The following is a 25,576-nucleotide window of genomic DNA, read 5'->3' on the forward strand; positions in this document are numbered from 1 at the left end:
TTTTTAGAACGTCCTCAAAGACGATGTGCGACGAACCGGTATGACCGGCTCGCAAAGCGTAAGGAAAATACTTTCCCGACGCGGGGCGTCGATTGACAAGCTGCGATATTCCGTCTGTTGAACAGACATTGTACATGCCGGGAAGCAAAAATGGGGCAGGCCGATAACGGCGAGCGGGTCGACGGCCTTGCGGGAAAAGTCGAGCAGCTGAACGAGAATATCAGCATTGCCGGCTGGGCGGTCGATCTGAATGATCCAGGGCGCGTCTTGACGGTTGAGCTGTGGGCCGGCGGCGCATTGCTAGCCGAGACCGAAACCGGTGAACCCCGCAACGATGTCGCGGAGTCGCTCAACGTTAGCGCTGCACCCGGATACCGCTTCGCGACGGAATGCCGCGACGCGATCCGTGATGCGGCCAAACGGAATCTGACGGGCGAACTGACGGTTCGTGTCCGCGGGTACGATCGTCCGCTGGATCTGCTGGCGCCGCTCCGAACGTTGGAAATCGTCCGCCTTTCCGGCTCGGGACGCTCTGCCGCGGATCGACTGGCGCTGGTCGACCGTCTGTCGCACCAGATGACGGCCGCATCGGGGGCGTTCGGACAGCCGCTTCGGCCATCACCGGCGCGCAGCATCGGCTTCGTCGAGAGCATCGCGATCGACGACGCCGGCTTCATGTGGGTCACGGGCTGGATGAACGACGATCTGGCGGTCGATCGACCGATCGTCATCCTCGACAATGCCAAGTTCGCGGGTGGCATGGCCTTCACGTTCGCGCCGCGTCCCGATCTTCCGGCAGGTGCCCATGCGTTCATCGGCATCCTGCTGACCGAATGGCGTCCATCGATCCAATCCCGTCCCTATTTTTTCCTGACGGACGGATCGGGGCGGTATCTGGATTGCCTGACGCCGACCCCGATCCGCCCCAAAGCCGACATCGCACAGGTCATACGGCCGGTCCTCGACGGCGCCGTCAGCGGGTATCCAACCTTTCTTCGCGAGATGTTTCTCACTGTCGACACCTGGGTGCCGACCTCATCCGACCTGTCGTCCGATCTGTTGGCCGTGGACGAAGTGGCGATCATGCCTGGCTTCGGCGCATTCGTCATGGGGTGGGCGCTCAGCCCGACTAAGGAGTGCGTCGCGCTCATGCTCAAAGTGGTCGACAAGATCACGGTCGCCAGCCAGCAGACGATGACATGGCGGCCGCGCGACGATCTCGCAACAATCTATCCTGGCGCCGATCGCGCGATTTCCCGAGCGGGCTATGTCGCCGTTTTTCGCGGGGAATTCGACCTCCACCGCGCGCATACGGTGACGTTGAAGGCCGTATGGAACGACGGGACCTCGACCAATGTCGCAATCGGTCCCGACCGTATGCGCGTGCTCGGCGGTACCGCGCCGCTCGATCGCGTGAGCCTTTATTATCCGGCCGTGCACGCAGAGCCGTTCTTCGCGGACTTCGCCTATCATGCCGCGACCGAAGCCAAACGACGCGCGGCTAGCGTCACGACGTTCGCGGCGGATGCGATGCAGGCGGCAGTCATTCTGGTCGCGCCAGCGGTGCGTGCGGAAATCAGCCTGATGTTCGAACGCGCGCGGCTCAATGCGCGCCATCTTGCCGAGGGCATGGGCATCGTCATCCTCGCTCGCGCCAATCAGGACCGCGCGGTCGTGATCAACCTGTTCCACGAACTCCGTGTCGATATCTCGCGGCCCTGCGCGCTGATGTTCGTCAGCGAGAACAATATCGGGTGCTACGGTATCGACCCCGTCATCGCCGAGCTCGAGATCGAGTATTTCACGTTCGTATCGGAGTGGGTGCTTCTCACCGAAATTGGCTGGGCAGCGGCGGGACGCGTCGAAGCCGATAGCGATACGATCAAGAGCGACGCGGATGAGGGCGAGGCAGGCGTAGACGTATCCGGGAGCCGCTCGGCCGATAAGATCACGGTGTTCGAGATCGTCGATCCGACCCGCGATGCGTCGACGGGGAAAGCGATCGGTCTCAACGCTTTCTCCTGTCCGGTCGCTGCATGGCGCCAACTCGCCGACAGGCTTCCGGCGATCCTCGGCGGATGGGCGACGGCACCGTTGCCAGCGGACGTGGATGTGGAAATCCTTCGCGGCGGAGCCTTTGCGCTGGGCGAATTGAGCGAACCGGCGTTCGTCGCCCGCATCAACGAGGTCATCGTCAAATCCCATGGATAATGTCTTGATCGATACGAGCGTCGAGGCCCTGCGCGGTAAGCGGATCGCCCTGCTCAGCCATAGTCACCCGTCGCTCAGCAAGGGTGGGGCGGAGATCGCGACCTACACCTTGTTCGTGGGCCTTCGCGAACTCGGCATCGACGTCACGCTGATCGTGTGCTGCGCCGATACCCAGCGCGGCCGGCTGGAACTCGACGATGGCGAGTTCGCGATCTTCTACGATTCGCAGATGTACGATGATTTTTACCATCTTGCGGGCGCAGACATTCGTCGACAGCTGGCGACGATCGTCGCGCATGAACGGATCGACCTGCTGAACGCGCATCATTTCCTGCACACCGGGGTGGGTATCTTCCATGACCTTGCGGATATGGGCGTGGAAACGGTGCTGACGATCCACGAATTCCTCGCGATCTGTCACAATCACGGACAGATGATCACGCGGTCCGATCGGTTGCTGTGCGAACGGGCCAGTCCGCGGTCGTGCAACGCCTGTTTCCCCGATCGAACTCGACAGCAGTTCGCGCTGCGCCAGCGTTCGTTTGCCGATGCCTTGGCCAATGTCGGATCGTTCGTGTCGCCAAGTCATTTTCTTGCCAAGCGGTTCGTCGAATGGGGCGTGCCGATCGAGAAGATGCATGTCATCGAGAACGGCATCGTGAAGCGCGAGGCGGTTTCGCCGCCGCCGCTGACCGGGGGGCCGAAAATCTGGAAATACGGATTTTTCGGACAGATCAACCCGTTCAAGGGGATCGACACGATCCTCGATGCTTGCGCCGTGTTGGCGAAGGACAAGGACGTCCGGGAGCGAATTCGGATCGTCGTGCACGGCAACTTTATCGGGCAGTCCGACGATTTTATTGCCAAGTTCAAGCAGGCGATCGAGGACTACCCCTTTCTCAGCTACGCGGGCGCCTACGACAACGTCATCGTCGGCCGTTTGATGGGCGCGTGCGACTATGTGCTGGCGCCAAGCACGTGGTGGGAAAACTCGCCGGTGGTCATCCAGGAGGCTTTCGAGGCACGCAGGCCGGTCATCTGCACGGGTATCGGCGGCATGGCCGAGAAGGTCGTGGACAACGAAACCGGACTACATTTCGCGCGTAACGACGCGTTCGATCTGGCCGCAAAGATCGTCGATGGGGCCGATCCAGCGCTATACCAGCGCTTACAGGGCAATCTGCCGATCGTCCTGAGCCCGTCGGACATGGCCCGGCGCTATAGTGCGATTTTTAGCGCGCAGTTGGCCCCGGACGAAATTCCGGCCTAACGGGCGCGCGCGACGTCTTCGTTCCAACCAGAACGTCTCGTGTATGATGGTTGCTGCCTGCGGCCCGAATTGCGGCGAGCCGGCCGGTTGATCCTAGCCTTACGGTCCCGGGTCCAGTCCCGGTTTCCGTAGGGCCGTTGCCCTATGGAAACCGGTCCGGATGTCTTCGACGCATGGCGGTCCGCGCTTAGTTCAGGTGACGCCGATCATTGACCAGCGTTTCCAGAGATCGAGGTCACGATGCTGGCAAGAAAATTCGCGCCGTTTGATCGCCCGTGCAGGCAAACGTCGAGAGAGGATCGATAACGATCAAGCGTTCCGGACGAAGGAGATGACGGATCGCTCCAGCAAAATCGGCCGTTGGCGCGTCGTCGGTGTGCGAGCCTTCGACGAACTGCATGACACCCCCTTCGGTATGAAATGCGATCGGCCCATACACGCCATCGGCAGCCAGCTCGGCACTGATGCCCGCGAGATCGGCAAGCGGCACCTCACGCGATGCAATCTCCAATGGCCGCTGATGGTAGAGTTCGAGAATGCCCTTGGCCTCGACTGCGGGATCCGCGAAATCGAGTTGGCTGGTCCGAAGCGAACTCTCATACATTCCGATTGAGACGATCCGCCCCAGGCAATCCGCCTGGTATTCGTCCAGCCATCCCTGCTGGGACATCCAGCTTACGGATTCAACTGTAAGGTCGATACGCGCGGGGCGGACGCCGGCTTTCCCGGTTTCGCGGTCGACGACGTCGCTACGCGATTGCAACAGGACGAAATCACTGCCTTCCAGCTTGACGATCGTACGACCTGGCGCAACGTCTTCGGGCAAAGTAACCCCGAAGCTGAAGCCCAACACGCCGTCGCCGAGTCCGGCATCCGCCAGATCCTGCCGGAAAACCTCGATCCGGCCGCCGCCGACGCACTCACCATCAACGAATGCGAGAACGGTGCGCTCGCGGACGTCGGCAACGTCCGAGTGGACCCACCCGCCAACGCGTTCACCGTCGAAAAAATCTATTGCGCCCCGAATCATGACTTGCCCCCACCGTCGATATGGACATTGACCGCATCAACCAGCGGTGTCGAATGACAATTAATTTACTCCTGTGCAGTGCAACAATCAACCCGGAAAGGGTAGTAATAAAGTTACAAATCCAACCATTCTGGTTAACGAGAAAGTCTCATTTCACTAAATGACTCGACCTCTCGGCTGGAAGCTTTTCTAAAAGCGTCGTTAATACCTGCGGACGAAGTCTAATATCCCAACTGATCTGAACACATCCACAAAGATTGAGGTGTTGTAACAAAATCTGCGCGAAAACCGTTGTGTTATCCGTCGGGTAGCCTTTAAGGCGTCAACCGGTAGTCGTTCGGCATTGGCCGGAAGATACCCTTCTGAGTGTCGAGGAAGCCGTATGGATCACAGTCGCTTGACCGTAAGCGGGCCTCTGGCATGAGGGTGAGCTGGCGGGCCTCGCGACGATGTAGCGGTTCGCCATTGCTGCTGCCGAGGCGGTTGAACCTAGAATCAGGGGCATCGCGTTGTGATCTTGCACGTGCGAACTCAAGACGCGTTGCCTCGTTGGTCCGATCGTGTAACTGTGGCGGTCCAGGATGAGGATTCACCGAAGCGCGGCATCAAGCGCCGGAAGGCCGCTCCAGTCCCTGCAGTCGATATGTCAGGGCCAACCTGTTAGGATCTTCGATGACGTCGCGTAAACCCCGCATTCTTGTGATTTCGCCGGCTGGGCGCGTCGTGGATCACGACAATGTCGAATGGTATCACAATACTCATGACCAGTTGCTGGATCGATATTTCAACATCGGCGATATGGTGGTCTTCGATTCCACTCTGAAGCTGATCGACTATGCCGAGGTCGATGCGATGGAGATCGTCAATCCGACCGACGCGGATATCGAGCGCTACAAGGGATATGATTTCGCGATCGTTCGCGCGTCGAACTTCGTTCACAACGGGGCGAATTTCCACCGCGCGGCCGAGATTATCGAGAAGATCAAGATTCCGGTCTACTGCACCGGGGTCGGAGGGCAGTCGGCGGACGACAGGCCGTACTTGCTGAATGCGGAAAATCTTCGATTTTGGCAGACCGTCGCGGCAAGCTCCAATCTGATCGGAGTGCGTGGAACGTTTTCGGCTGAAGTCTTCTATCATAATGGTATCAAGAACGTCGAGATTTGCGGATGCCCATCGATCTTCAGGACCCGCAACCCCAATCTGCAGATCAAGCCGCGCAGCCCGATCGAGAACATCGCGGTATCGTTGCGGCGCGAGGTGAGCTCGACGTACACGTCTGATGTCGCGGGGTATCTTTCGATGCAACGCAATTTGCTGGTCAGTGCCGATGATCGCTATGCGATCACGTTCACCAGCCATGGCGAGCAAGAAGAGAAAGCATTTTTCTTCAAGGATGCAGCCCGGATCGAGCGAGCCGAGCAGGCGTTTGCCGAGAGTGGCTGGTTCTCGGACGATAATCGCGATCAGATGCGCGATATATACATGAACCGGCATTTCTTCTTCTTGAAGGTTGCCGATTACGATCGATTCATTCGCTCAAAGGACTTTGCGATCGGCATGCGCGTCCACGGGGTGCTGCCGGCGTTGGCCAACGGGGTGCCCGCGGCTTTGATCGCTTACGATTCGCGCAGCCAGGAACTTGCCGATACGCACGCCATCCCGACGCTCAAACTGGCGGACGCCGCAAGGATGACCGCACAGGAGATGATCGATTCGGTTTCGTTCGATGCGTTCAACAAATTATACCCTTTGCGGTATGAGAAGATGAAGTTTATTCATGAGGCGAACGGCATCCCGCACAGAATGTAATAATCGAGACCGATCTCTCAGTCGACTTTGCGACGGATCGGGATCTTTGTTCGTGTGCGGTATCGATCGAACGATAAACGTAGATTCTCCTCGCGAGGTGAATCGGATGACGGGGGTAAAATGGTAAAGAAAATTGCACTTCTCTGGGCGACCGAAAGTCTGGGAATATATTCGAACAAGGCGTTCGATACCCTGTTCAAGGGCATCGGCCATAACAACGGCAATCTTGCTTTCGTGTACTCGATTGCATCGCAACTGGAAGGTAATGTAAAGTACCTGCCGTGGCATACCTCGCCAGACGTACTGAACAAATACGATGCCGTCGTCATTCCGTGCGCAAACCAGTTCGGCAAACACACCGAATTGTCGGGCTTGGCCAAGATCTTCGAGAAGGTCGAGAAGCCCGTCGTTGCCATCGGTCTGGGCGCCCAGGCCGACAGTTTCGAAGCGGATGTGGAAGTCGCCGACGGTACACTCGCCTGGGTGAACGCGATCAATGCCCGCCGGGGCGGTAGCGGTTCGAACATCTACACGCGCGGACCGTACACGTCGCGCCAGCTCGCGCGTTTCGGGATCGAGGACAGCGTCGTCGGTGGGTGCCCGTCCCATTTCATCGCTCAATCGGCGAATCTTGGCCGTACGATCCAGAAGGCCTGGAATACGATCAAGATTCCACGCGCCATCTCGGTCGCTGGCGGGCACCAGTCTTGGGCGAAGGTCCGCACGATCGAGCAGCAGCTCATCGCGATGATGATGGATCCGGCTTGCCTCGGCCAGTATGTGGTTCAGTCGATGGGCGACATGATCCGCATTTCGCGCGGCGCCTTCGATGAGATCGAACCAGCGAACCTGACCAAGATCCACAAGCATCTGGTGCCGCATTACACGCACGATGAGTTCCTGGCATGGTGCAACAACTATGCGCGGTCGTTCTACGACGTACCGGCATGGATGGATTCGCTCCGGCGGTACGACCTGACGATAGGGCCGCGCTATCATGGTACGCAGCTGGCGATCCAGGCCGGTAAGATGGGGGTCGTGGTTACGATCGACTCACGGACCGAGGAATTGTGCAGCCAGACCGGCGTTCCCTACATCCCGCACGAGAAATTGAACGGCGTTCCGCTGACCAGAGCGGTATTGAAGACACTCTTCCCGTTCGATGGCGCGGCATACGATGCCTTCCGGCAGGAGCGGGCACAGAACTACATCAACTTCATCGAAGCCAACGGGCTGAGCGTGAAGCCGTTCATGCACAAGATTGCCGGCGACGAACGCGCCACTTCTTGAGACGGTAAGGCACCCCGAAGGTGCCTGAAATGCGGCTCATCGTCGATCGATCAAATCGTCGTCGGTGGGCCGTTCCGTTTGGGGAAAGCTCCAAGGCGGCATTTGGCTCGGCTTGGTAGAGCGTCGCCCAGCGACCGATCGCGTGCGATCTTCATCGATGCACGCAGATGTGACCGGCCGCCGCCTGGTTAGCGGCCCACGGCGGTATAGGCGAAGCCGCGCCGTTCGACGTCGTCGCGGCGGTAGATGTTCCGCAGATCGATGATCCGGCACGCCGCCATCGACGCCTTCAACCGATCGAAATCGAGCGCGCGGAAGGCATCCCATTCAGTCACGATGACGACGGCATCGACGTTGTCCGCGGCATCATAGGCATCCGCGCAATAGGTGATGTCCGGCATCAGCGCGCGCGCCGCGTCCATGCCTTCGGGATCATAGGCACGTACGGCGACGCCCGCGTCGGCAAGCGCGGTGGCGATCGCGAGGCTAGGGGCGTCGCGCATGTCGTCGGTATTCGGCTTGAACGTGAGGCCAAGCAGGGCGACCGTCTTGCCGCGTGGCTCGTCGCCGAGTGCTTCGATCACCTTACGGCCCATCGCACGCTTGCGGCTGTCGTTCACCTTTACCACCGCCTCGACTATATGGATCGGCGACTGGTAGTCCTCCGCGGTCTTCAGCAGAGCCAGCGTATCCTTCGGGAAGCATGAGCCGCCATAGCCTGGTCCGGCATGGAGGAATTTCTTGCCGATGCGGTTATCGAGGCCAATCCCGCGACTCACGTCCTGCACGTCTGCTCCGACCGCCTCGCACAGATCCGCAATCTCGTTGATGAAGGTGATCTTGGTCGCGAGAAACGCGTTGGCGGCGTACTTAATCAACTCGCTCGTGCGACGTCCGACGAACAGGATCGGCGATTCGTTGAGGTACAGCGGCCGATACACGTTGCGCATCACCTGCATCGCCCGTTCGTCGTCGGTGCCGATGACGATCCGGTCGGGTCGCTTGAAGTCGCCGATAGCAGCGCCTTCGCGCAGGAATTCGGGGTTCGAAACAACCGCGATGTCGATATCGGGCCGCTTTTCGCGCAGGATCGCTTCGACGCGGTCGCCGGTACCGACGGGCACGGTCGATTTAGTGACGACGACGGTCGGGCCGGTGATCGCTGCGGCAATCTCTTCGGTCGCGGCAAAAACGTAGCTGAGATCGGCATGGCCATCGCCGCGGCGTGACGGCGTGCCGACCGCGATGAAGATCGCATCGGCGTCCGCCGCAGCACCGGCAAGGTCGGTCGTAAAGGTCAGGCGACCGGCAGCCACGTTGGCAGCAACCAGTTGATCGAGGCCGGGCTCGAAAATCGGCATGCGTCCGGCGCGCAGTGCGTCGATCTTCGCGCTGTCTTTGTCGACGCATACGACGTCGTGGCCGAAATCAGAGAAGCATGCGCCGGAGACAAGGCCGACATAGCCAGAACCGATCATCGTGATGCGCATGGACAATTCCCCAGAAGCTGGAGTGCCTATTGAGATAAATCGCGGTCCATGCAAGCGCGTGCGACAACCTCGACTGCGCCCGATGACAGCGGCGGTCGACACTTTCGCGCGTTTAAGGGAGGCATATGATGACCCGATACCTGATCACCGGCGCTGCGGGCTTTATCGGCTTTCATCTCGCGTCGCGGCTGTTGCAGGACGGGCATGAAGTCGTCGGGTTCGATGGGATGACGACCTACTACGACGTCCGCCTGAAGGAGGCGCGGGTCGATCTGTTGCGGCAGCATCCGCGCTTCCAGCTCGTCGTCGGCATGCTCGAGGACCGCGATGCGCTGGCCGCCGCAGCCGATCTCGCCAAGCCGGACGTCATCGTCCATCTCGCCGCGCAGGCGGGCGTGCGCTATTCGATCGAGGCGCCGCGGGCCTATATCGACAGCAACCTCGTCGGCTCGTGGAACGTGCTCGACATCGCCAAGGCGGTCGGGTGCAAGCATCTGATGATGGCTTCAACCTCGTCGGTCTATGGCGCGAACGAGACCATGCCGTTTCGCGAACTCGACCGCGCCGACGAACCGCTCAGTCTCTACGCCGCGACCAAGAAGGCGATGGAAGCGATGGCGTTCAGCCAGTCGCACCTGTTCGGCCTGCCGATGACGATGTTCCGCTTCTTCACGGTCTATGGCCCGTGGGGGCGGCCCGACATGGCGCTGTTCAAGTTCACCGATGCGATCCTCCACGACCGGCCGATCGACGTGTACGGGCAGGGCCAGATGGCGCGCGACTTCACCTTCGTCGAGGATCTGGTCGAGGCGATCGTCCGGCTGGCCGACATCGTCCCGAACGAAGCCAACCGGGTCGAGGGCGTCGACACGCTGTCGAAGGTCGCGCCGTTCCGCGTGGTGAACATCGCAGGCGGCTCGCCGACCCCGCTGATGGACTATGTCGGCACGCTCGAGGACGCGCTGGGGCAAAAGGCGCAGATCAACCTGATGGGCATGCAGCCGGGGGACGTGCAGCGGACCTTTGCCGATGCCTCGCTGCTGCGCGCACTGACCGGGTATGCGCCCGATACGACCGTCCAGACGGGGGTTGCCGCATTTGTCCGGTGGTACCACGAGTATCATCGGTAGGTGTTCGTGCAAGAGCGTCTGCGGGCGTGCAACCAATAGCTATCGTACCGGTTGAAACCGCGATCCCATTTGGGAAGCCAAGGAGTACGAACATGGCAGACGACGTCAAGACCGCGGCCGACAATGCCGCCGACCAAATGAAATCCGCAGCGGCAACCGCCACCGAGCAGATGCGAGACGGCGCCGAGCAGGCTCGCAGCGCCTTTTCCGAGCACGTTGCCGAACCCGCCAAGCGGACCGGCGAGGCGATGAAGCAGTCGGGCGAGAAGATCGCCGAGGGCGGCGCGACGATCGGCAAGACGATCATCGACCAAGCCGAGCAGAACGCGCGCGAAGCCTTCAACGCGATGCGCGAGGCGGCCAGCGCGAAGGACCTGACTCAGGTGATGAAGATCCAGGGCGATTTCCTGCGGGAACAGAGCCAGCGCAGCATGAGCCAGGCCAAGGAAATCGGTGAGATGATCATGCAGTTCGGCAGGGATGCGGTCGCGCCGTTGCGCGGCCCCGGCCCGCGGTGACAGGGTAAGCGATAGCTGTTAGGTCGCGCGCAAAGGCGTGCGCGGCGGCCTTAGGCAAATGGGTGGAGCGGCGTACGGACGAGCAAGAACGCCGCCGCTCCAATCCGATGACGGAGCCATGCGGTCCGAGCCTTGGCATGCCGATCAAATTAAGTTGCGAAGGTTGATCGGCAGCGTGGCGCGGATTCCTTCGAACTTCTATCACGCGACGGCCATGGATAGCCCAGTTGCTCTTTCGCGTGCGACGCGCACCAGCGTCATGCTAAGTGCGGAATTATTCCGCGCCGGAACACCGGGCAGCAGCACTTACCGGGTCACCAATATTTCAGAGACCGGCCTCTGCATCGCGCGACCGGGAAATCTCGCGGTCGGCAGCGTCGTCGTCGTTACGATTGGCCGGGTCGAACAGGTGCCCGCCGATGTCATATGGGTTCGGACCGGTCTCGCCGGGCTCCGGTTCCACACGCCGATCGACCTCGCCGAAGCCAGGGCTCGTCGCCCGGCCGGCTATGTGAGCGTGGCGCCCTCGGCAGGATGGCTTGCGGCGCTGAACGACCCTTACGCGAAATAGCGCGTCTGTCATGGACTCGTGCGCGAGACCCTAATCGACGCTAAATCTGTTCGATTGTTTCCCAACAGAGGGGGGTGGGGGGCAGCCCGACGGAGAGGGCGGCACAAGGCACGTCCGGCATTTCGTGTCCTCCGCCTTCCGTAACCTTCGCTGCCCCCTTTGACGGGGATCCGAACTACCGACCCTGCAGCTTGCTCAGGATGCTCAGCGACTGTTCCGAGCCAGACTGTGGGACGATCTCGCCCGCGCGGTCGACAATCTGGTCCCAGTGTGCGGCGACCCCCTCGGCCGACAGATCGTCACCGGTCAGCAGTTTGCCCTGCGTCAGCGTGACGTACGCCGCCTGGAACACGCCCGCGCCCGCGCCGACGATCATGTTGGTAGGTGCATCTTCCGACACGAGGAACACTGCGGCGGGGGCGACCTTGTCCGGCGAGAAGGCCTTGAACGCTTCCTTGGGGAAAATGTCCTGCGTCATCCGCGTGCCCGCGGTCGGGGCGATCGTGTTGACCTTGATGTTGGTCTTCGCGCCCTCGATCGCGAGCGTCTTGGTCAGGCCGGCGAGGCCAAGCTTGGCGGCGCCGTAGTTCGCCTGACCGAAATTGCCGTAGAGCCCGGTCGACGACGCGGTCAGCAGTATGCGGCCGTAATTCTGGGCACGCATCGTGTCCCACACAGCCTTTGTGGTGTTGGCCGAGCCGTTCAGGTGGACGTCGACGACGAACTTGAAGTCGGCGGGCTCCATCTTGGCGAAGCTCTTGTCGCGCAACACGCCGGCGTTGTTGATGAGGATGTGGACGCCGCCCCATTTTTCCGAGGCGCGGGCGACCATCTCGACCATCTGGTCGTAGTCGGTGACACTGCCGCCGTTCGACATTGCCTCACCGCCGGCCGCTTCGATTTCCTCGACGACTTTCAGCGCGGCGTCGGAATGGCCGGTGCCGTCGCGCGACGCCCCCAGATCGTTGACCACGACCTTCGCGCCGCGGCGGGCGAGTTCGAGCGCGTATTCGCGGCCAAGGCCGCCGCCTGCGCCGGTGACGATGGCTACTCTGTCATCAAAGCGAATAGACATGGAAAAGGCGCTCCTCTCTTATGGTTGGAGCGCCTTTCCTAGAACGTAAACCTAGCTACGCAAGCGGCAGGATTGTCTGCCGCTCGCGCTGTAGCTTACTTGCCGCCGCGGTTGCGGCAGCCGTCCTTGACCGTCTTCGAGCACACCGGATACGTCGCCGGTGCTGGCGTCGGTGGCGTCACGGTTGGCTGGCCGAACGTCACGCCGCCAGCCGGGGCAGGGGCCGCCATCGGTGCAGCGGGTGCTGCAGCCGGATCAGCAGGAGCGGCCATCGCCTGATCTGCTGGTGCAGCGGGGGCAGCCTGATCGGCCGGTGCCGTCTGCATCGCGGGATCGGCCGGAGCGGTCTGCGCGGCGGGGTCTGCCGGTGGCGTCGTCTGGGCGATCACGGGCGACGCGAGAAGAGCGGCGGCGGCGAGAAGGATGGACTTCATATGGATCTCCTAAATGGGTGCACCATTTTGGTAGCGCGACGTCTGAACGCACTAAGTCGCGCTTGGGTCCTTCGTTTCGCATCCGATTCCATTCGCCCCATCGCGGGACAGAGTCCTTATCCGCCCGTATCGAGCGAATAGCCGGCCGACCGGACAGTGCGGATGATGTCCGGACGCTCGCCGACGTTGATCGCCTTGCGCAGCCGCCGGATGTGCACGTCGACAGTGCGGCTCTCGATATCCGAGTCATGACCCCACACCGCATCGAGCAGACGTTCGCGCGAAAACACCCAGCCCGGATGCTCGAGGAAATGCTTCAGCAGCCGGAACTCGGTCGGTCCGAGCGACACGACTTCGCCGGAGCGACGGACCTTGTGGCCGACCGTGTCCATCTCGATGTCGGCATAGCTCAGCGCTTCGCCGGCGAGGGCAGGGCGGACGCGGCGCAACACCGCCCCGACGCGGGCGACGAGTTCGCGCGGCGAGAATGGCTTGGTCACGTAATCGTCGGCCCCGGTTTCGAGCCCGCGCACGCGATCCTCCTCCTCACCACGCGCGGTGAGCATGATGATCGGCACGTTCTGCGTCTCGGGTGCGCGGCGCAGGCGGCGACACACCTCGATCCCCGACAGCCCCTCGACCATCCAGTCGAGCAAGACGATGTCGGGCACCTTCTCCTTGGCGAGCAGCAAGGCTTCCTCGCCATCGGGGGTATGCGCGATCTCGAAATCCTCGCGCTTGAAATGCCAGACCAGCAATTCGGCGAGGGCGGCGTCGTCCTCGACCAGCAGCATCTTTGCGCGTGCCATTATGCCTGCTCCTTCTTTATGCCGCGTTCGCGATCGACCATCTGCGTGCCGGTCGCGGCGAAATAGACCATCTCGGCGACGTTGGTGGCGTGGTCGCCGATCCGCTCGAGGTTCTTCGCGACGAACAGCAGATGCGCGACCTGACCGATCGTCCTGGGGTTCTCGACCATGTAGGTGACGAGCGTGCGGAAGATGCTGTCGTAGAAATCGTCGAGTGCATTGTCGCATTCGACGACGCGGACGGCTTCCTCGGGGTCGCGCGCGGCAAACGCGTCGAGCACGTCGTGGACCATTTCGCTCGCCATCCGGCCCATCGCGGGCAGGATCGAGATCGGCTCGATCCGGTGCTCGCTCTCGATCATCGGCACGCGCTTGGCGATGTTCTTGGCGTAATCGCCGATCCGTTCGACGACGCCGGCAATCTTCAGCGCGGCGACGACTTCGCGGAGATCGACCGCCATCGGCGCGCGCAGGGCGATGATCCGCACCGCGAGCCGCTCGACCTCCGCCTCGATGACGTCGATCTGCTTGTCGGCGACGCGCACCTGCTCGGCGAGCGCGAGGTCGTTGCGTTGCAGCGCCTGCATCGCCTTGTCGATCGCGTCCTCGGCGAGCCCGCCCATCTGCGAGATCAACCCGCGGAGCTCGCCGATGTCGTTGTCGAAGGCCTTGACCGTATGCGTGTTCATGGTCGTTTCCCGACTCAGCCGTAACGGCCGGTGATGTAATCCTTGGTCCGCTCTTCGCGGGGATTGGTGAAGATGTCCGAGGTGTTGCCGTATTCGACCAGCGTGCCGAGGTGGAAGAACGCGGTCTTCTGGCTGACGCGCGCCGCCTGCTGCATGTTGTGCGTGACGATCACCATGGCGTAGCGTCCGCGCAGTTCGTGGATCAGCTCTTCGATCTTGGCGGTCGCGATCGGATCGAGTGCTGAGCACGGCTCGTCCATCAGGATGACCTCCGGGTCGACCGCGATCGCACGCGCGATGCACAGGCGCTGCTGCTGGCCGCCCGACAAGGCGGTGCCGCTGTCGCTCAGTCGATCCTTGACCTCGTCCCACAGCCCGGCACGGCGCAGCGACTTCTCGACGATCCGGTCGAGGTCCGCTTTCGCACCGGCCAGCCCGTGGATGCGGGGGCCATAGGCGACGTTCTCGTAGATCGATTTCGGGAACGGGTTGGGCTTCTGGAACACCATGCCCACGCGCGCCCTCAGCTGGACCACGTCCATGTCGGGGGAGTAGATATCCTGTCCGTCGAGCTTGATCTCGCCGGTGACGCGCGCGCTGGCGACGGTGTCGTTCATCCGATTCAAGGTGCGCAGGAAGGTCGACTTGCCGCAGCCCGACGGGCCGATGAACGCGACCACCTCGTCCTGATCGACGTCGATCGAGACGTCGTTGATCGCGATCTTGCTGCCATAGGCGACGGAGACGTTACGCGCCGTCATCTTGAGGATGGAAGGCTTAAAAGGTTTTGGCATCACCAGCGGGTCTCGAATCGGTTGCGGAGGTAGATCGCGACGCCGTTCATCGCGAGCAGGAACACGAGCAGGACGATGATCGCGGCCGACGTCTTCTCGACGAAGCCGCGGCTGACCTGATCGGACCAGAGGAAGATCTGGACGGGCAGCACGGTCGCGGGATCGGCGAGGCCGGAGGGCGGCGCGGCGATGAACGCGCGCATGCCGATCATCAGCAGCGGCGCGGTCTCGCCGAGCGCACGCGCCATGCCGATGATCGTGCCGGTGAGGATACCGGGCAGCGCAAGCGGCAGGACGTGGTGGAAGACGACCTGCACCGGCGACGCGCCGATCCCGAGCGCGGCATCCCGGATTGACGGCGGCACCGCCTTGATCGCGTTGCGCCCGGCGATGACGATGACCGGCATCGTCATCAGCGCGAGCGTGAGCCCGCCCACGATCGGCGCGGAGCGCGGCATCCCGAACGTGCCGAGGAATACGGCGAGTCCGAGCAGCCCGAAGATGATCGACGGCACCGCCGCGAGGTTGTTGATCGACACCTCGATCAGGTCGGTCCAGCGGTTCTTCGGCGCATATTCCTCGAGATACAGCGCCGACAGCACGCCGATCGGGAAGGCCAGCAAAAGCGTGACGATCATCGTCAGCAACGACCCCTTGAACGCCCCCCAAATGCCGACGCGGGTGGCATCGGTCGAGTCCGCCGAGGTGAGGAAGCCTGCGTTGAACCCGCGGGTCAGCGCGCCGCTCGCCTTCAGCCGCGCGACGATCGCTTCGGCGTCGCGCGTGCCATTGCCCTTGGCGGCGACGTCGATCGGGCTGGAGACGGGGACCTCGAACACGGTCCTGCGCTGAAGCAGCGACGGGTCGGCCTTGATCGCATCGCGGACCACCGCCCAGGCGCCGTCGGAGAGAAGGTCGGTGCCGTCCTTGCCGAACGCCTTCGTGGCGGCGAGGTCTACCGTGCCTTCCAGCCCTGCGCCCGCGAGTGCGAGATCTGCGCCGCGGCCGACGAGGCGGGCGGGCTCGATCGGCAGCTTGGCGGCGGCGAGATCGACCGGGAGCGACACGCGCGTCTCGACGAACCCGCTCGCGCCCTGCATCACCATCGTGATCAGCAGATAGGCGAGGAACGCCGCGGACAGCCATACCGCGGCGAGCCCGGCAAAGCGGAAGCGTCGCTCGGATGCATAGCGACGCCGGATGCGCGATTGCATCGCCTGAGTCGTCCAGTCGGTCGGCACGCGGCGCACTGGCTCCGCATTCGTCACAGGAATCTGGGGCACGAGCGTGTCACTCATAGGCTTCGCGGTACCGTTTGACGACGCGCAGCGCGACGATGTTGAGAAGGAGCGTGACCACGAACAGCGTCAGCCCGAGCGCGAACGCGGCGAGCGTCTTGGGGCTGTCGAACTCCGCCTCACCGGTCAGCAGGTCGACGATCTGCTTGGTGACCGTGGTGGTGCTCGCGAACGGGTTGAGCGTCAGCGTCGCAACGCCGGAGGCGGCCATGACGACGATCATCGTCTCGCCGATCGCGCGGCTAACAGCTAGCAGCACGCCGCCTACGACGCCGGGGAGGGCGGCGGGAAGCAGCACGCGGCGGATCGTCTCGGATGAGGTCGCGCCCATTGCGAGGCTGCCGTCGCGCATCGACGAGGGGACGGCGGCGATCGAGTCATCCGCCATCGACGACACGAACGGGATGATCATGATGCCCATCACGAGGCCTGCAGCGAGCGCGCTCTCCGACGATGCCCAACTGATCCCGACCGACACGGCAAGGTCACGCACCGCGGGGGCGACGGTCAGCGCGGCGAAATAGCCGTAGACGACGGTCGGCACGCCCGCGAGCACCTCGAGGATCGGCTTCATCCATTTGCGCGTGTTGGGCGCGGCATATTGCGTGAGGTAGATCGCGCTCATCAAGCCAAACGGAATGGCGACGATCATCGCGATCACCGCGCCGATGAAGAACGTCCCCCAGAACAACGGCACCGCACCGAGCGACGCGCCCGGATCGCGCGCGTCGATGACCTGCGGGCTCCAGTGCGTGCCGAACAGGAAGTCCGTGATCGGCACGACCGAGAAGAACCGCGCGGATTCGTACAGCAGCGAGGCGACGATCCCGACCGTGGTCAGGATCGCGATCAACGACGCACCGAGCAGCATCAGCATCACGACCCGCTCGACCTGAGTCCGTGCACCGAACCCGGGTTTGACGCGCGTGAAGGCTAACGCGCCGCCGGCGAAGGCGAGCAGCAACGCGGCGGCGGTGGCGATCCAGTCGTAGCGGGATTGCGCCGCGGCGTAGGACGGAGCGAGCGTGCGGGCGAGCCCGTGGAATGCACCGAAGCTGCGACCGTCTGCAAGGCTGCGTGCTTCGGAGAGGATCGAGGCGCGGTCGAAGCCGGGCGGGGGGAGCTGGATCGCTGCCGGGGTCGCAAGCACCGCATCGGTGACGAGCGCCGGCGCGGTCATCGACCACACCACGAGAAACACGAGCGGCGGGATCGCGGTCCACAACGCGACGTACCAGCCGTGATGCGAGGGGAGCGAGCTGAACCGTACGGTGCTGCCGGCGCGGAAGCGGGTGGCGCGGACGCGCGCGGTCAGCCAGCCGATGAGGCCCAGGCCGAGGACTAGGAAGAGGAGAGCGATGGGGGACATTACAGTTCTCGCCCGTGGCGTCTGGCCGCGCGCGGATGCCCACTAGCCACCACCCCGGCGGAGGCCGGGGCCCAGTTGGAAAGGTCGAGGTAACGCAGCGCAGCTTCCAACAAAACAACGCTGCCCAACTGGGCCCCGGCCTTCGCCGGGGTGGGGGCTCTGTTATGTGATGTTATCGACTCCAAATTCCGGTTCCCCCGCGGACGCGGGGGGCCAGCTAAGCTAAGATAGCGCGTGTGGTTCCTGGGCCCCCGCGTTCGCGGGGGAACGAGGAGGGGCATGCGATTACGTGGGCCAAACATCACGACAACACCGCCGGATCCAGCACAGTCTCGTTCGCGATAATCGCCGCCGACCGCGCCTGAACCCCAGCCGGCGAAGCAATCAACCCCCGCTTCACCAACGGCCCCGTCGCCCCCCAGTTCGCCGCATACAGCTTCAACAAGTTCCGCAACCCCGGGATTGCGGTCAGATGCGCCTTCTTCACATAGATATAGAGCGGCCGAGACCCCGGATACGCGTTGTCCGCGATCGTCGCATAGGTCGGCGCGACGCCCGAGATCGACACCCCGTTCACGTCGTCCTTGTTCTCTTCGAGATAGCTGTACCCGAACACGCCGATCGCATTCGGGTTCGACTGGAGTTTCTGGACGATCAGATTGTCGTTCTCGCCCGCATCGACATACACGCCGTCCTCGCGCACCCGCGTGCACAGCGCCTTGTGCGCCTCGGCATCCGACTTCCCGAGCGCCTTGGCCGTCGGATCGCTCGCCTCGCACCCCTTGGTCAGGATCAGCTCGGCCAGCGCATCGCGCGTGCCGCTGGTCGCTGGCGGTCCATAAACCTGGATCGGCACCGCGGGCAGCGCCGGATTGACGTCGCGCCATACCCGAGCGGTATTCACCTTGCCGCCCGGATTGGCGGCCAGCGCCTTGTAGAGATCGGTCGGTGTCAGCTGCATCTTCGGGCCGTTCTTCGCCTCGGCAAAGGCGATCCCGTCGATCCCGACCTGTATCTCGATCACGTCGCGCACGCCGTTCTTCGCGCAGGTCGCGTACTCGCTCGCCTTCATCCGCCGCGACGCGTCCTCGATATCGGGATGCGCCGCGCCGATGCCCGCACAGAACAGCTTCATCCCCGCGCCGGTCCCAGTCGATTCGATCACCGGCGCCTTCGCATCGGGATCGTTGGCGACAAGCTGCTCGGCGATCATCGTTGTGAACGGATAGACGGTGGAAGAGCCGACCGCGGTGATCTGGTCACGCGAGCCCGCCCCGCCGCCGTTCGCCTGATCGACGCACGCGGCCAGAGCACCCAACACCCCAAGTAGAACGAACCGCTGCACCAGAATTCCCGTCATGCACCGGCCTTAGCGGTACTTAAGACGATCCTGTGTGACAGTTGGGTTACCCTTTTATGACAGCGCCTTTGGCAGCCCCGCCGCTCGGGGGCAGGATGATCGAAACGACCGTCCCGACGCCGACCTGACTCGCGATATCGAGCCGACCGCGGTGCCGCTCGACGATATGCTTGACGATCGCGAGCCCGAGGCCCGTTCCGCCCAGCGACCGGCTGCGCCCCGCATCGGCGCGATAGAAGCGCTCGGTCAGCCGCGGGATGTGCACTGCCGCGATCCCGTCGCCCTCGTCGCGGATCGACAGGCGGATCATCCCGGCATCGTCGCGCTTCAGGTCGATCGTCACCGGCGTCCCTGCACGCCCGTATTTCATCGCATTGCCTATGAGGTTGTGGAGCATCTGCGACAGCTGCACCCGGTCCCCCGACACTGCGGCGATCCCCGGGTCGATCGTCGCGACCAGATCCTGCCCCCGGTCACCCGCGGCATCGGCCAGTTCCTCACGCGTATCCTCGACCAATTGCGCAAGATCGACCGCCTGGTCGGGCAGGCGAAACTTCTCCGCCTCGATACGCGACAGCGAGATCAGGTCCTCGACCAGCCGCTGCATCCGCCGCGCCTCGTCGTCCATCACCTTCAGGAACCGCGCACGGACTTCCGCATCCTCGCCGGCCTCGTCGCGCAGCGTCTCGATGAAGCCGAGGATCGACGCCAGCGGCGTGCGCAATTCGTGGCTGGCATTGGCCACGAAATCGATCCGCATCCGCTCAGCGGCGTAATTGCCGGTCTGATCGACCAAATGGACGATCCGCTGGCCCTCCGACGTCTCGCTAAGCAGCATTTCCCAGCGCTGGTCCCGCGTACCGAGCCCGACCAACTCGATCGGCCGCTCGCCGTCGATCGGTCCCGGCGTTCCCAGCCGTTCGGCGGCGGCAGGATGGCGGATCGCAACGCGCGCATCCTCACCGAGGATATGCGCGCCAAGCAACGTCCGCGCGGCACGATTGGCGACCACGACGCGGCCGTCCTCGACCAGCATCACCGGCGCAACGATCGCGTCGAGCACGTCGTCGAGCACCGATGGCGAGACGCTCGTCGCGTCATCGGGCGCAGGCGCCTCGTCACCCGTTCCTGCGGCGACCAGCGCGGCGGCGATCCCGCCGACCAACGCCACGATCGCGCCCTGCACGTCGCGCGTGATCGCGAACACCGCGATCGCCCCGACGATGACGACGACGATCGCCCAGAACGTGCGCAGGCCAAATCCGGAAAGCATCATGATCTCCAAGACGTGCACAAATCGTGCAGGCGCAGCGCCGCGACGTCCTACTTCGGCACGCCTACCGCGATACGAACGCCGCGGCTATATTGTCAGCGCTTCAGGATTGTGAAAGGGCTTGGGGCCTAGCAGGAAAATCATGAGCGACACGCGACCCGATACCGATCCGGCAGCAGAGCCCGAAACCGCCATGCCGTCGCGGCGCCGCGTGCTGGCGCTCGGCGCGGTCACGGCGGGGGCGGTGATGTCGATCCGCCCGGCGCTCGCGCAGACCGCCGGCTCGGTGCTGAACTGCCAGATCCCGGTTCCCGATCCGAGCCGTGCGGGTGGCTATATCGATGCGGACGGCAAGGTCGTCCCGTCGGGTACGCGTGGCGCCTTCCCGCCCGCGACCCGGCCCTTCAGGGGCGAAGACGTCCACCGGTCGATGGCGAGCGGCAACAATTTGCCCGGCACCGACTCCGATCGCAGCCGCGCCTATATCAAGTACATCCGCCGCTTGCAGCGCGGCCAGGGCGGCTTCACGTGCTTCGCATCGTTGCAGATGCCGCGCGGCTGAGGCCGTGGATGAGCGCGTCTATCGCGGTCCGCCCGCTGGGGGGCTGCTGGTCGCCCCGCTCGACGCGTTCACCGCCGTCTACCATCGCGCGTCCGGCATCACGCACCTGCTGACCGAGCCTGCCCCGCAGATTCTCGCAGCCTTGGGCGAGGATGGCCTGGCGCTCGACGCGTTGCTCGACCGGCTCGGGCAGGACTATGACCTGACCGACGGCACGCGCGATGCGCTGGCGGCGCGGCTCGAGGAACTGATCGAGTCCGGGCTCGTCGAGCGCCTGTGAGGCACTCCTTCTCCGTCCGCATCGGCCCGGTCGGGTTCCGCATCGGGTCCGACTGGCGGTCGCCGATCGCGCATCTCGAAACGCTCTACCGCGACTATCCCAAGCCGCATGACGGCGTGCCGGATTTCACCGTGCGGCTGTTCGCGCGGCGGCCCTGGCGTCGGTTCCTTCGCCCGTCGGTCGAGATCGGCGGCGATTACATGCTGCCCGAAGCCGCACCGTTGCCGTTGCGCCAGGGGCTGCTCGCCGCCGAGATGGCGATGAATTTGCAGATGGCACTCGGCGCGCGGCGGTATCTGTTGCTGCACGCGTCGGCGGTCGAGCGGGACGGCTGCGCGCTGCTGATGACCGGTGAATCGGGCGCGGGGAAGTCGACGCTGGCGACGCTGCTCGCGGCGAAGGGCTGGCGGTTCATGGGCGACGAGTTCGCGCTGCTCGATCCGGCGACCGGGCTGGTTCATGCGTTCCCGCGGTTGATCAGCCTGAAAAACGAGGCGATTGCCGAGGCCGGGGCGGCGTGGCCGGACGCACGGCTGGGGCCGCTGATGCCGGCGACGCCGAAGGGCGACATCCGCCACATGGTCCCCGACGCGCGTGCGATCGCGGCGATGGACGTGCCTGCGCGGCCGGCGCTGCTGCTGTTCCCGCGGTACGGGTTCGAGGCCGAGACGCGGTCCGTGCCGCCCGCCGAGACGTTCGTGCGAATGACGCAGGCGTCGACCAATTACGTCGCGCTCGGCGAACCGGGGTTTCGCGCGCTGACCGGGTTGATCGCGGACGTTCCCGCAATAGCAATCGACTATCCCGACGGCGCGAGTGCGCTCGAACAGGTCGAGGCGTTATGGGCCGCGTTGTGACCGACGCCCGCCTGCTCGCTCGGGCGCTCGCCGACCCGGCCAGCGTCGTCGGCTTCGATGCGGATGCGTGGACCGCATTGCTGACGATGGCGCGCGCCGAACAGTTGATCGGGACGCTGGCGCTGCGGCTCGACGGCCTGACGATGCCGAACGCGGTGACGGCCGTCCTCGCCGACGCGCGCGCTTCTGCCGAGCAGGGTCGTCGTGCCGCGCTCTGGGAAGCGGAGATGGCGCGGCGCGCGCTAGACTTGGTCGACTGCCCGGTCGTGCTGCTGAAGGGTACCGCATTCGTCGCGGCCGGATTGTCGGCGGGGCAGGGGCGGTCGATCGGCGACCTCGACATTCTCGTACCGCGCGCATCGCTCGATGCGGTCGAGGCGGCGCTGCTCGCGGCGGGGTGGGAATGGGTGAAGCCCGATCCATATGACGACGTGTATTACCGCTGCTGGATGCACGAACTGCCGCCGCTGATCCACCGCGAGCGCGACCGGATGATCGACGTCCACCACACGATCCTGCCACTCACCGCGCGGATCACGCCCGATGCGGCGGCGCTGATCGCGGGCAGTGTGGCGCTTGGGAACGGACAGCGGACGCTGTCGCCGAACGGAATGATCATCCATGCGGCTGCGCATCTGTTCGCGGACGGCGATCTGGCGGGGGGCTTACGCAACCTGTGGGATATCCGCTGTCTGGTCGACGAGTTCGGCACCAACGGGCTGGTCGAGGATGCGCGTCGACACGATTTGTCCCGCGAGGTGGCTCGATCGCTCCGACTGGTCGATGCGCTGTTCGGCGACGGACAGGCACGCGGCGTCGATCGCCATTACCTCCGCCGCATCACCGCGCGAGACGGCTGGGGCAGGTCGACCCGCCCGCTAACCCGGCTCGCCTTCTACATCCGCTCGCACTGGCTGCGCATGCCGCCGGCGATGCTCGCGCGCCACCTCTGGACAAAGTGGCGCAAGGCCTAGGGCAGCCGAGCGCCCCGCCGGCGACGCACCGACCAGACGATCAGCAGCACGACCGTGATCGCCAGCGTGTCCGCGATCCAGTCGTGGATGTCGCAATCGCGGTGCAGCGACGGGATAGACTGCAGCACCTCGATCATCGCGCCGAGAAACGACAGGCGCTCGCCGATCCGGAACAGCCTGGCCTGCGGATAGGACAGCGCCGCCAGCAGCGCGATCGTCGCAAAGGCAAGCATGTGCCCGAACTTGTCGCCGAACCGGTCGATCGGCATCTTCGGCGGGTTCGGCAGCAGCGCCATCGTCACGGCGAACACGACGGCAAGTATCAGCGCCAGACGCAGGAACTGGGCGCGGTTCATGCGCCGAGGCTTTCCAGCGTTGGCAGCAACTCGGCAAAACCGTCGATCACCGCGTCGGCGCCGAGTTCTGCGACCGGCTGCATCAGGAAACCGAAGCTGCACGCGATCGTCGGCAGGCCCGCCGCCTGCGCTGCCTGGATATCGAAGATCGAGTCGCCGACGAAGGCGGCTTTGCCCCCGCCGCAGATCCTGACCATCTCGTGGATCGGCATCGGCGACGGCTTCGACTCGGCCATCGTGTCACCGCCGAGGACGCATGCGAATCGATCGGTCAAGCCGAGCTGGTCGAGCACCGTCCGCGCGAACCGCTCGATCTTGTTGGTGACGATCCCGAGCGTCACGCCCTTCGCCGCCAGCGCGTCGAGCGCCTCGATCACCCCGGGATAGGGGACGGTCAGCACGCAGATGTTGGCCTCGTAATATGCGAGGAGTTCGGTGTGCAGCGTGTCGAGCATCGCCTCGTCATAGCCGCCGGTCGCGGTCAGGCCCTGCTTGAGCATGTGCCGCGCACCGCCGCCGATCATCGGCTTGACCTGTTCGACGGTGAGCGCCGGGCGATCGACCGAGGCGAGCGCGTGATTGACCGCCGCCGCCAGGTCGCCGCTGGTATCGAGCAGGGTGCCGTCGAGGTCGAAGCCGACGATATCGAATGAAAAATGCGTCATTGCGATGACGCCTGCCAGCGGCGCTATGGAATTGGCAAGGCTTTCGTGGCAGCGATCCTTCCATGACGACGCATTCCGACGACCAACCGATTTCGGCGCACGCTCCCGTGCATCCTGTTGCCGTGGTTATTCTTGCCGCCGGCAAGGGTACGCGGATGAAGTCGGATCTGCACAAGGTGCTCCATCCGATCGCCGGGCGGCCGATGCTGCTGCATCTGGTCGCCAGCGCGGCAGCGCTGCACCCCGCGAAAACCGTCGTTGTGACGGGCGCAGGCCGCGAGCAGGTCGAGGCCGCGGTGGCGCCGCTCGGCATCGCCACCGCGCTCCAGGCGGAGCAGCTCGGCACCGGCCACGCGGTCGCGCAGGCCCGCGCGGCACTGGCAGGGTTCGAGGGCGACGTGCTGATCCTCTACGGCGACGTGCCCCTGGTCACCGCCGCGACGATGCAGCGGATGATCGACCGGCTGCACGGCGACGACACGCCCGCGGTCGTCGTGCTCGGCTTCCGCCCCGCCGATCCCGGCGCTTATGGCCGCGTGATCGCCGACGCCGCGGGCCGGATGGACCGGATCGTCGAGTATAAGGACGCGTCGGAGGCGGAACGCGCTGTGACGCTGTGCAATTCCGGGCTGATGGCGGTCCGCTCGACCGACCTGTTCGCGCTGCTCGACCGGCTCGGCAACGACAACGCGGCAGGCGAATATTACCTCACCGATATCGTCGAGCTTGCCGCCGCAGCCGGCCGCTCGTCCGCCGTCATCGAGACTGGCGCGGACGAAGTCGCCGGCGTCAACAGCCGCGGCGAACTCGCTGGCGTCGAAGCTGCCTGGCAGGCAACGCGCCGCGCGCAGGCGATGGTCGATGGCGCCACGCTGATCGCCCCTGACACCGTCTGGTTCGCGCACGACACGCAACTCGGCCGTGACGTCGTGATCGAACCCAACGTCGTCTTCGGACCCGGCACGCGTATCGAAGACGGCGCGACGATCCACGCGTTCAGCCATATCGAGGGCGCCACCGTGGGTAAGGGCGCGAATGTCGGCCCGTTCGCGCGCCTCCGCCCCGGCGCGGACCTGCGTCCGGACGCCAAGGTCGGCAATTTTGTCGAGGTGAAGAAGGCGATCATCGGCGAGGGCGCGAAGGTCAGCCACCTCACCTATATCGGCGACGCGGACATCGGCGCGGGCGCGAACATCGGCGCGGGCACGATCACCTGCAATTACGACGGCTATTTCAAATACCGGACCGTCGTCGGCGAAGGCGCGTTCATCGGCTCGAACTGCGCGCTGGTCGCACCGGTCACGATCGGCGCAGGCGCCATCGTCGCCGCGGGATCGGTCGTGACGCAGGACGTGGAGGCCGATGCGCTTGCGCTGGTTCGCCCGCCACAGATTTCGAAGCAAGGCTGGGCAGCGCGCTTTCGCGAGAAGATGATCGCACGCAAGGCTGCTCGATGAAG

At 64.1% G+C, this 25,576-nt stretch carries 26 protein-coding genes; 13 read left to right on the plus strand and 13 right to left on the minus strand.

Annotation, left to right across the window (positions count from 1 at the left end; genetic code table 11):
- Positions 1–150: 150 nt before the first annotated feature.
- Positions 151–2,211 (plus strand): hypothetical protein, encoded by a 2,061-nt coding sequence (locus O6Y00_RS03465; protein WP_353441208.1) that lies wholly within the window; start codon positions 151–153, stop codon positions 2,209–2,211.
- Between the two features lie 4 nt (positions 2,212–2,215).
- Positions 2,216–3,481 carry a glycosyltransferase family 4 protein gene (locus O6Y00_RS03470; RefSeq protein ID WP_353441209.1) on the plus strand — a complete coding sequence of 422 codons (1,266 nt, stop codon included), beginning with the start codon at positions 2,216–2,218 and terminating at the stop codon, positions 3,479–3,481.
- A 235-nt stretch (positions 3,482–3,716) separates the two neighbouring features.
- On the opposite strand, the gene O6Y00_RS03475 is transcribed toward O6Y00_RS03470, so the two are convergent.
- Positions 3,717–4,244 carry a hypothetical protein gene (locus tag O6Y00_RS03475; protein ID WP_353441210.1) on the minus strand — a complete coding sequence of 176 codons (528 nt, stop codon included), beginning with the start codon at positions 4,242–4,244 and terminating at the stop codon, positions 3,717–3,719.
- Between O6Y00_RS03475 and O6Y00_RS03480 the strand changes: the two genes are divergently transcribed.
- The 3 genes from O6Y00_RS03480 (at position 4,239) to O6Y00_RS03490 (ending at position 7,613) form a co-directional block, all read left to right on the plus strand.
- Positions 4,239–4,568, plus strand: coding sequence for a hypothetical protein (locus O6Y00_RS03480; protein WP_353441211.1), 330 nt, complete (start codon positions 4,239–4,241; stop codon positions 4,566–4,568). The genes O6Y00_RS03475 and O6Y00_RS03480 overlap by 6 nt on opposite strands.
- A gap of 615 nt (positions 4,569–5,183) precedes the next feature.
- Positions 5,184–6,323: a polysaccharide pyruvyl transferase family protein gene (locus O6Y00_RS03485; RefSeq protein WP_353441212.1), complete on the plus strand. Its 1,140-nt coding sequence runs from the start codon at positions 5,184–5,186 to the stop codon at positions 6,321–6,323.
- 54 nt (positions 6,324–6,377) lie between these two features.
- Entirely contained in the window at positions 6,378–7,613 is a 1,236-nt protein-coding gene (locus tag O6Y00_RS03490) for a polysaccharide pyruvyl transferase family protein (protein WP_353441213.1), read from the plus strand.
- Between the two features lie 188 nt (positions 7,614–7,801).
- On the opposite strand, the gene O6Y00_RS03495 is transcribed toward O6Y00_RS03490, so the two are convergent.
- The gene (locus O6Y00_RS03495; protein WP_353441214.1) at positions 7,802–9,103 is read right to left on the minus strand and encodes a UDP-glucose dehydrogenase family protein; all 1,302 of its coding nucleotides are present in this window, start codon (positions 9,101–9,103) and stop codon (positions 7,802–7,804) included.
- Between the two features lie 128 nt (positions 9,104–9,231).
- On the opposite strand from O6Y00_RS03495, the gene O6Y00_RS03500 reads away from it, so the two are divergent.
- The 3 genes from O6Y00_RS03500 to O6Y00_RS03510 all read left to right on the plus strand — a co-directional run bounded on the left by O6Y00_RS03500 (position 9,232) and on the right by O6Y00_RS03510 (position 11,322).
- Entirely contained in the window at positions 9,232–10,233 is a 1,002-nt protein-coding gene (locus O6Y00_RS03500; RefSeq protein WP_353441215.1) for an NAD-dependent epimerase/dehydratase family protein, read from the plus strand.
- 92 nt (positions 10,234–10,325) lie between these two features.
- Complete coding sequence (locus tag O6Y00_RS03505; RefSeq protein WP_353441216.1) at positions 10,326–10,751, plus strand: phasin family protein; 426 nt, start codon at positions 10,326–10,328, stop codon at positions 10,749–10,751.
- Between the two features lie 118 nt (positions 10,752–10,869).
- A complete protein-coding gene (locus tag O6Y00_RS03510; protein ID WP_353441217.1) occupies positions 10,870–11,322 on the plus strand; it encodes a PilZ domain-containing protein in 453 nt (150 codons plus the stop codon).
- Between the two features lie 175 nt (positions 11,323–11,497).
- On the opposite strand, the gene O6Y00_RS03515 is transcribed toward O6Y00_RS03510, so the two are convergent.
- The 9 genes from O6Y00_RS03515 to O6Y00_RS03555 all read right to left on the minus strand — a co-directional run bounded on the left by O6Y00_RS03515 (position 11,498) and on the right by O6Y00_RS03555 (position 20,423).
- Complete coding sequence (locus O6Y00_RS03515; RefSeq protein ID WP_353441218.1) at positions 11,498–12,397, minus strand: SDR family NAD(P)-dependent oxidoreductase; 900 nt, start codon at positions 12,395–12,397, stop codon at positions 11,498–11,500.
- A gap of 95 nt (positions 12,398–12,492) precedes the next feature.
- Positions 12,493–12,831 carry a hypothetical protein gene (locus O6Y00_RS03520; protein ID WP_353441219.1) on the minus strand — a complete coding sequence of 113 codons (339 nt, stop codon included), beginning with the start codon at positions 12,829–12,831 and terminating at the stop codon, positions 12,493–12,495.
- Between the two features lie 116 nt (positions 12,832–12,947).
- Entirely contained in the window at positions 12,948–13,640 is a 693-nt protein-coding gene (gene phoB / locus O6Y00_RS03525; protein ID WP_055873047.1) for a phosphate regulon transcriptional regulator PhoB, read from the minus strand.
- Positions 13,640–14,329 (minus strand): phosphate signaling complex protein PhoU, encoded by a 690-nt coding sequence (gene phoU / locus O6Y00_RS03530; protein WP_056057297.1) that lies wholly within the window; start codon positions 14,327–14,329, stop codon positions 13,640–13,642. Before phoU ends, phoB begins: the two co-directional genes overlap by 1 nt.
- 14 nt (positions 14,330–14,343) lie before the next feature.
- Complete coding sequence (gene pstB / locus O6Y00_RS03535; protein WP_353441220.1) at positions 14,344–15,123, minus strand: phosphate ABC transporter ATP-binding protein PstB; 780 nt, start codon at positions 15,121–15,123, stop codon at positions 14,344–14,346.
- Positions 15,123–16,421 (minus strand): phosphate ABC transporter permease PstA, encoded by a 1,299-nt coding sequence (gene pstA / locus O6Y00_RS03540; protein WP_353441221.1) that lies wholly within the window; start codon positions 16,419–16,421, stop codon positions 15,123–15,125. The genes pstB and pstA overlap by 1 nt, the downstream gene beginning before the upstream one ends.
- Positions 16,414–17,790 carry a phosphate ABC transporter permease subunit PstC gene (pstC, locus tag O6Y00_RS03545; RefSeq protein WP_353441222.1) on the minus strand — a complete coding sequence of 459 codons (1,377 nt, stop codon included), beginning with the start codon at positions 17,788–17,790 and terminating at the stop codon, positions 16,414–16,416. Before pstC ends, pstA begins: the two co-directional genes overlap by 8 nt.
- A 301-nt stretch (positions 17,791–18,091) precedes the next feature.
- Entirely contained in the window at positions 18,092–19,150 is a 1,059-nt protein-coding gene (locus tag O6Y00_RS03550; RefSeq protein WP_353441223.1) for a substrate-binding domain-containing protein, read from the minus strand.
- 46 nt (positions 19,151–19,196) lie between these two features.
- Positions 19,197–20,423 carry an ATP-binding protein gene (locus O6Y00_RS03555; RefSeq protein ID WP_353441224.1) on the minus strand — a complete coding sequence of 409 codons (1,227 nt, stop codon included), beginning with the start codon at positions 20,421–20,423 and terminating at the stop codon, positions 19,197–19,199.
- 142 nt (positions 20,424–20,565) lie between these two features.
- Between O6Y00_RS03555 and O6Y00_RS03560 the strand changes: the two genes are divergently transcribed.
- Genes O6Y00_RS03560 through O6Y00_RS03575 form a run of 4 tightly spaced genes read left to right on the plus strand, consistent with a single transcriptional unit; the run spans position 20,566 to position 23,096 of the window.
- Positions 20,566–20,985: a hypothetical protein gene (locus tag O6Y00_RS03560; protein ID WP_353441225.1), complete on the plus strand. Its 420-nt coding sequence runs from the start codon at positions 20,566–20,568 to the stop codon at positions 20,983–20,985.
- A 4-nt stretch (positions 20,986–20,989) separates the two neighbouring features.
- Positions 20,990–21,265 carry an HPr-rel-A system PqqD family peptide chaperone gene (locus tag O6Y00_RS03565; RefSeq protein ID WP_353441226.1) on the plus strand — a complete coding sequence of 92 codons (276 nt, stop codon included), beginning with the start codon at positions 20,990–20,992 and terminating at the stop codon, positions 21,263–21,265.
- Entirely contained in the window at positions 21,262–22,122 is an 861-nt protein-coding gene (locus O6Y00_RS03570; RefSeq protein WP_353441227.1) for an HprK-related kinase A, read from the plus strand. Before O6Y00_RS03565 ends, O6Y00_RS03570 begins: the two co-directional genes overlap by 4 nt.
- Positions 22,107–23,096, plus strand: a complete 990-nt coding sequence (locus O6Y00_RS03575; RefSeq protein WP_353441228.1) for a nucleotidyltransferase domain-containing protein — start codon at positions 22,107–22,109, stop codon at positions 23,094–23,096. The genes O6Y00_RS03570 and O6Y00_RS03575 overlap by 16 nt, the downstream gene beginning before the upstream one ends.
- Here O6Y00_RS03575 and O6Y00_RS03580 read toward each other — a convergent pair.
- Together O6Y00_RS03580 and gph are read right to left on the minus strand one after the other, a co-directional pair.
- Positions 23,093–23,452, minus strand: coding sequence for a hypothetical protein (locus tag O6Y00_RS03580; protein WP_353441229.1), 360 nt, complete (start codon positions 23,450–23,452; stop codon positions 23,093–23,095). The genes O6Y00_RS03575 and O6Y00_RS03580 overlap by 4 nt on opposite strands.
- Positions 23,449–24,117: a phosphoglycolate phosphatase gene (gene gph / locus O6Y00_RS03585; RefSeq protein ID WP_353441230.1), complete on the minus strand. Its 669-nt coding sequence runs from the start codon at positions 24,115–24,117 to the stop codon at positions 23,449–23,451. Before gph ends, O6Y00_RS03580 begins: the two co-directional genes overlap by 4 nt.
- A 62-nt stretch (positions 24,118–24,179) precedes the next feature.
- On the opposite strand from gph, the gene glmU reads away from it, so the two are divergent.
- Positions 24,180–25,574 carry a bifunctional UDP-N-acetylglucosamine diphosphorylase/glucosamine-1-phosphate N-acetyltransferase GlmU gene (gene glmU, locus O6Y00_RS03590; RefSeq protein ID WP_353441231.1) on the plus strand — a complete coding sequence of 465 codons (1,395 nt, stop codon included), beginning with the start codon at positions 24,180–24,182 and terminating at the stop codon, positions 25,572–25,574.
- Positions 25,575–25,576: the final 2 nt, after the last annotated feature.

The organism is Sphingomonas faeni (assembly GCF_040407565.1).
Classification (GTDB): domain Bacteria; phylum Pseudomonadota; class Alphaproteobacteria; order Sphingomonadales; family Sphingomonadaceae; genus Sphingomonas; species Sphingomonas faeni_F.

Excerpts from the sequence above, each read along its gene's own strand:
- O6Y00_RS03465 (WP_353441208.1), top strand. The coding sequence starts at position 151 with ATGGGGCAGGCCGATAACGGCGAGCGGGTCGACGGCCTTGCGGGAAAA.
- O6Y00_RS03485 (WP_353441212.1), top strand. The coding sequence starts at position 5,184 with ATGACGTCGCGTAAACCCCGCATTCTTGTGATTTCGCCGGCTGGGCGC.
- O6Y00_RS03495 (WP_353441214.1), bottom strand. The coding sequence starts at position 9,103 with ATGCGCATCACGATGATCGGTTCTGGCTATGTCGGCCTTGTCTCCGGC.
- O6Y00_RS03500 (WP_353441215.1), top strand. The coding sequence starts at position 9,232 with ATGACCCGATACCTGATCACCGGCGCTGCGGGCTTTATCGGCTTTCAT.
- O6Y00_RS03505 (WP_353441216.1), top strand. The coding sequence starts at position 10,326 with ATGGCAGACGACGTCAAGACCGCGGCCGACAATGCCGCCGACCAAATG.
- O6Y00_RS03510 (WP_353441217.1), top strand. The coding sequence starts at position 10,870 with ATGCGGTCCGAGCCTTGGCATGCCGATCAAATTAAGTTGCGAAGGTTG.
- O6Y00_RS03515 (WP_353441218.1), bottom strand. The coding sequence starts at position 12,397 with ATGTCTATTCGCTTTGATGACAGAGTAGCCATCGTCACCGGCGCAGGC.
- O6Y00_RS03520 (WP_353441219.1), bottom strand. The coding sequence starts at position 12,831 with ATGAAGTCCATCCTTCTCGCCGCCGCCGCTCTTCTCGCGTCGCCCGTG.
- phoB (WP_055873047.1), bottom strand. The coding sequence starts at position 13,640 with ATGGCACGCGCAAAGATGCTGCTGGTCGAGGACGACGCCGCCCTCGCC.
- phoU (WP_056057297.1), bottom strand. The coding sequence starts at position 14,329 with ATGAACACGCATACGGTCAAGGCCTTCGACAACGACATCGGCGAGCTC.
- pstB (WP_353441220.1), bottom strand. The coding sequence starts at position 15,123 with ATGCCAAAACCTTTTAAGCCTTCCATCCTCAAGATGACGGCGCGTAAC.
- pstA (WP_353441221.1), bottom strand. The coding sequence starts at position 16,421 with ATGAGTGACACGCTCGTGCCCCAGATTCCTGTGACGAATGCGGAGCCA.
- pstC (WP_353441222.1), bottom strand. The coding sequence starts at position 17,790 with ATGTCCCCCATCGCTCTCCTCTTCCTAGTCCTCGGCCTGGGCCTCATC.
- O6Y00_RS03550 (WP_353441223.1), bottom strand. The coding sequence starts at position 19,150 with ATGACGGGAATTCTGGTGCAGCGGTTCGTTCTACTTGGGGTGTTGGGT.
- O6Y00_RS03555 (WP_353441224.1), bottom strand. The coding sequence starts at position 20,423 with ATGCTTTCCGGATTTGGCCTGCGCACGTTCTGGGCGATCGTCGTCGTC.
- O6Y00_RS03560 (WP_353441225.1), top strand. The coding sequence starts at position 20,566 with ATGAGCGACACGCGACCCGATACCGATCCGGCAGCAGAGCCCGAAACC.
- O6Y00_RS03575 (WP_353441228.1), top strand. The coding sequence starts at position 22,107 with ATGGGCCGCGTTGTGACCGACGCCCGCCTGCTCGCTCGGGCGCTCGCC.
- O6Y00_RS03580 (WP_353441229.1), bottom strand. The coding sequence starts at position 23,452 with ATGAACCGCGCCCAGTTCCTGCGTCTGGCGCTGATACTTGCCGTCGTG.
- gph (WP_353441230.1), bottom strand. The coding sequence starts at position 24,117 with ATGACGCATTTTTCATTCGATATCGTCGGCTTCGACCTCGACGGCACC.
- glmU (WP_353441231.1), top strand. The coding sequence starts at position 24,180 with ATGACGACGCATTCCGACGACCAACCGATTTCGGCGCACGCTCCCGTG.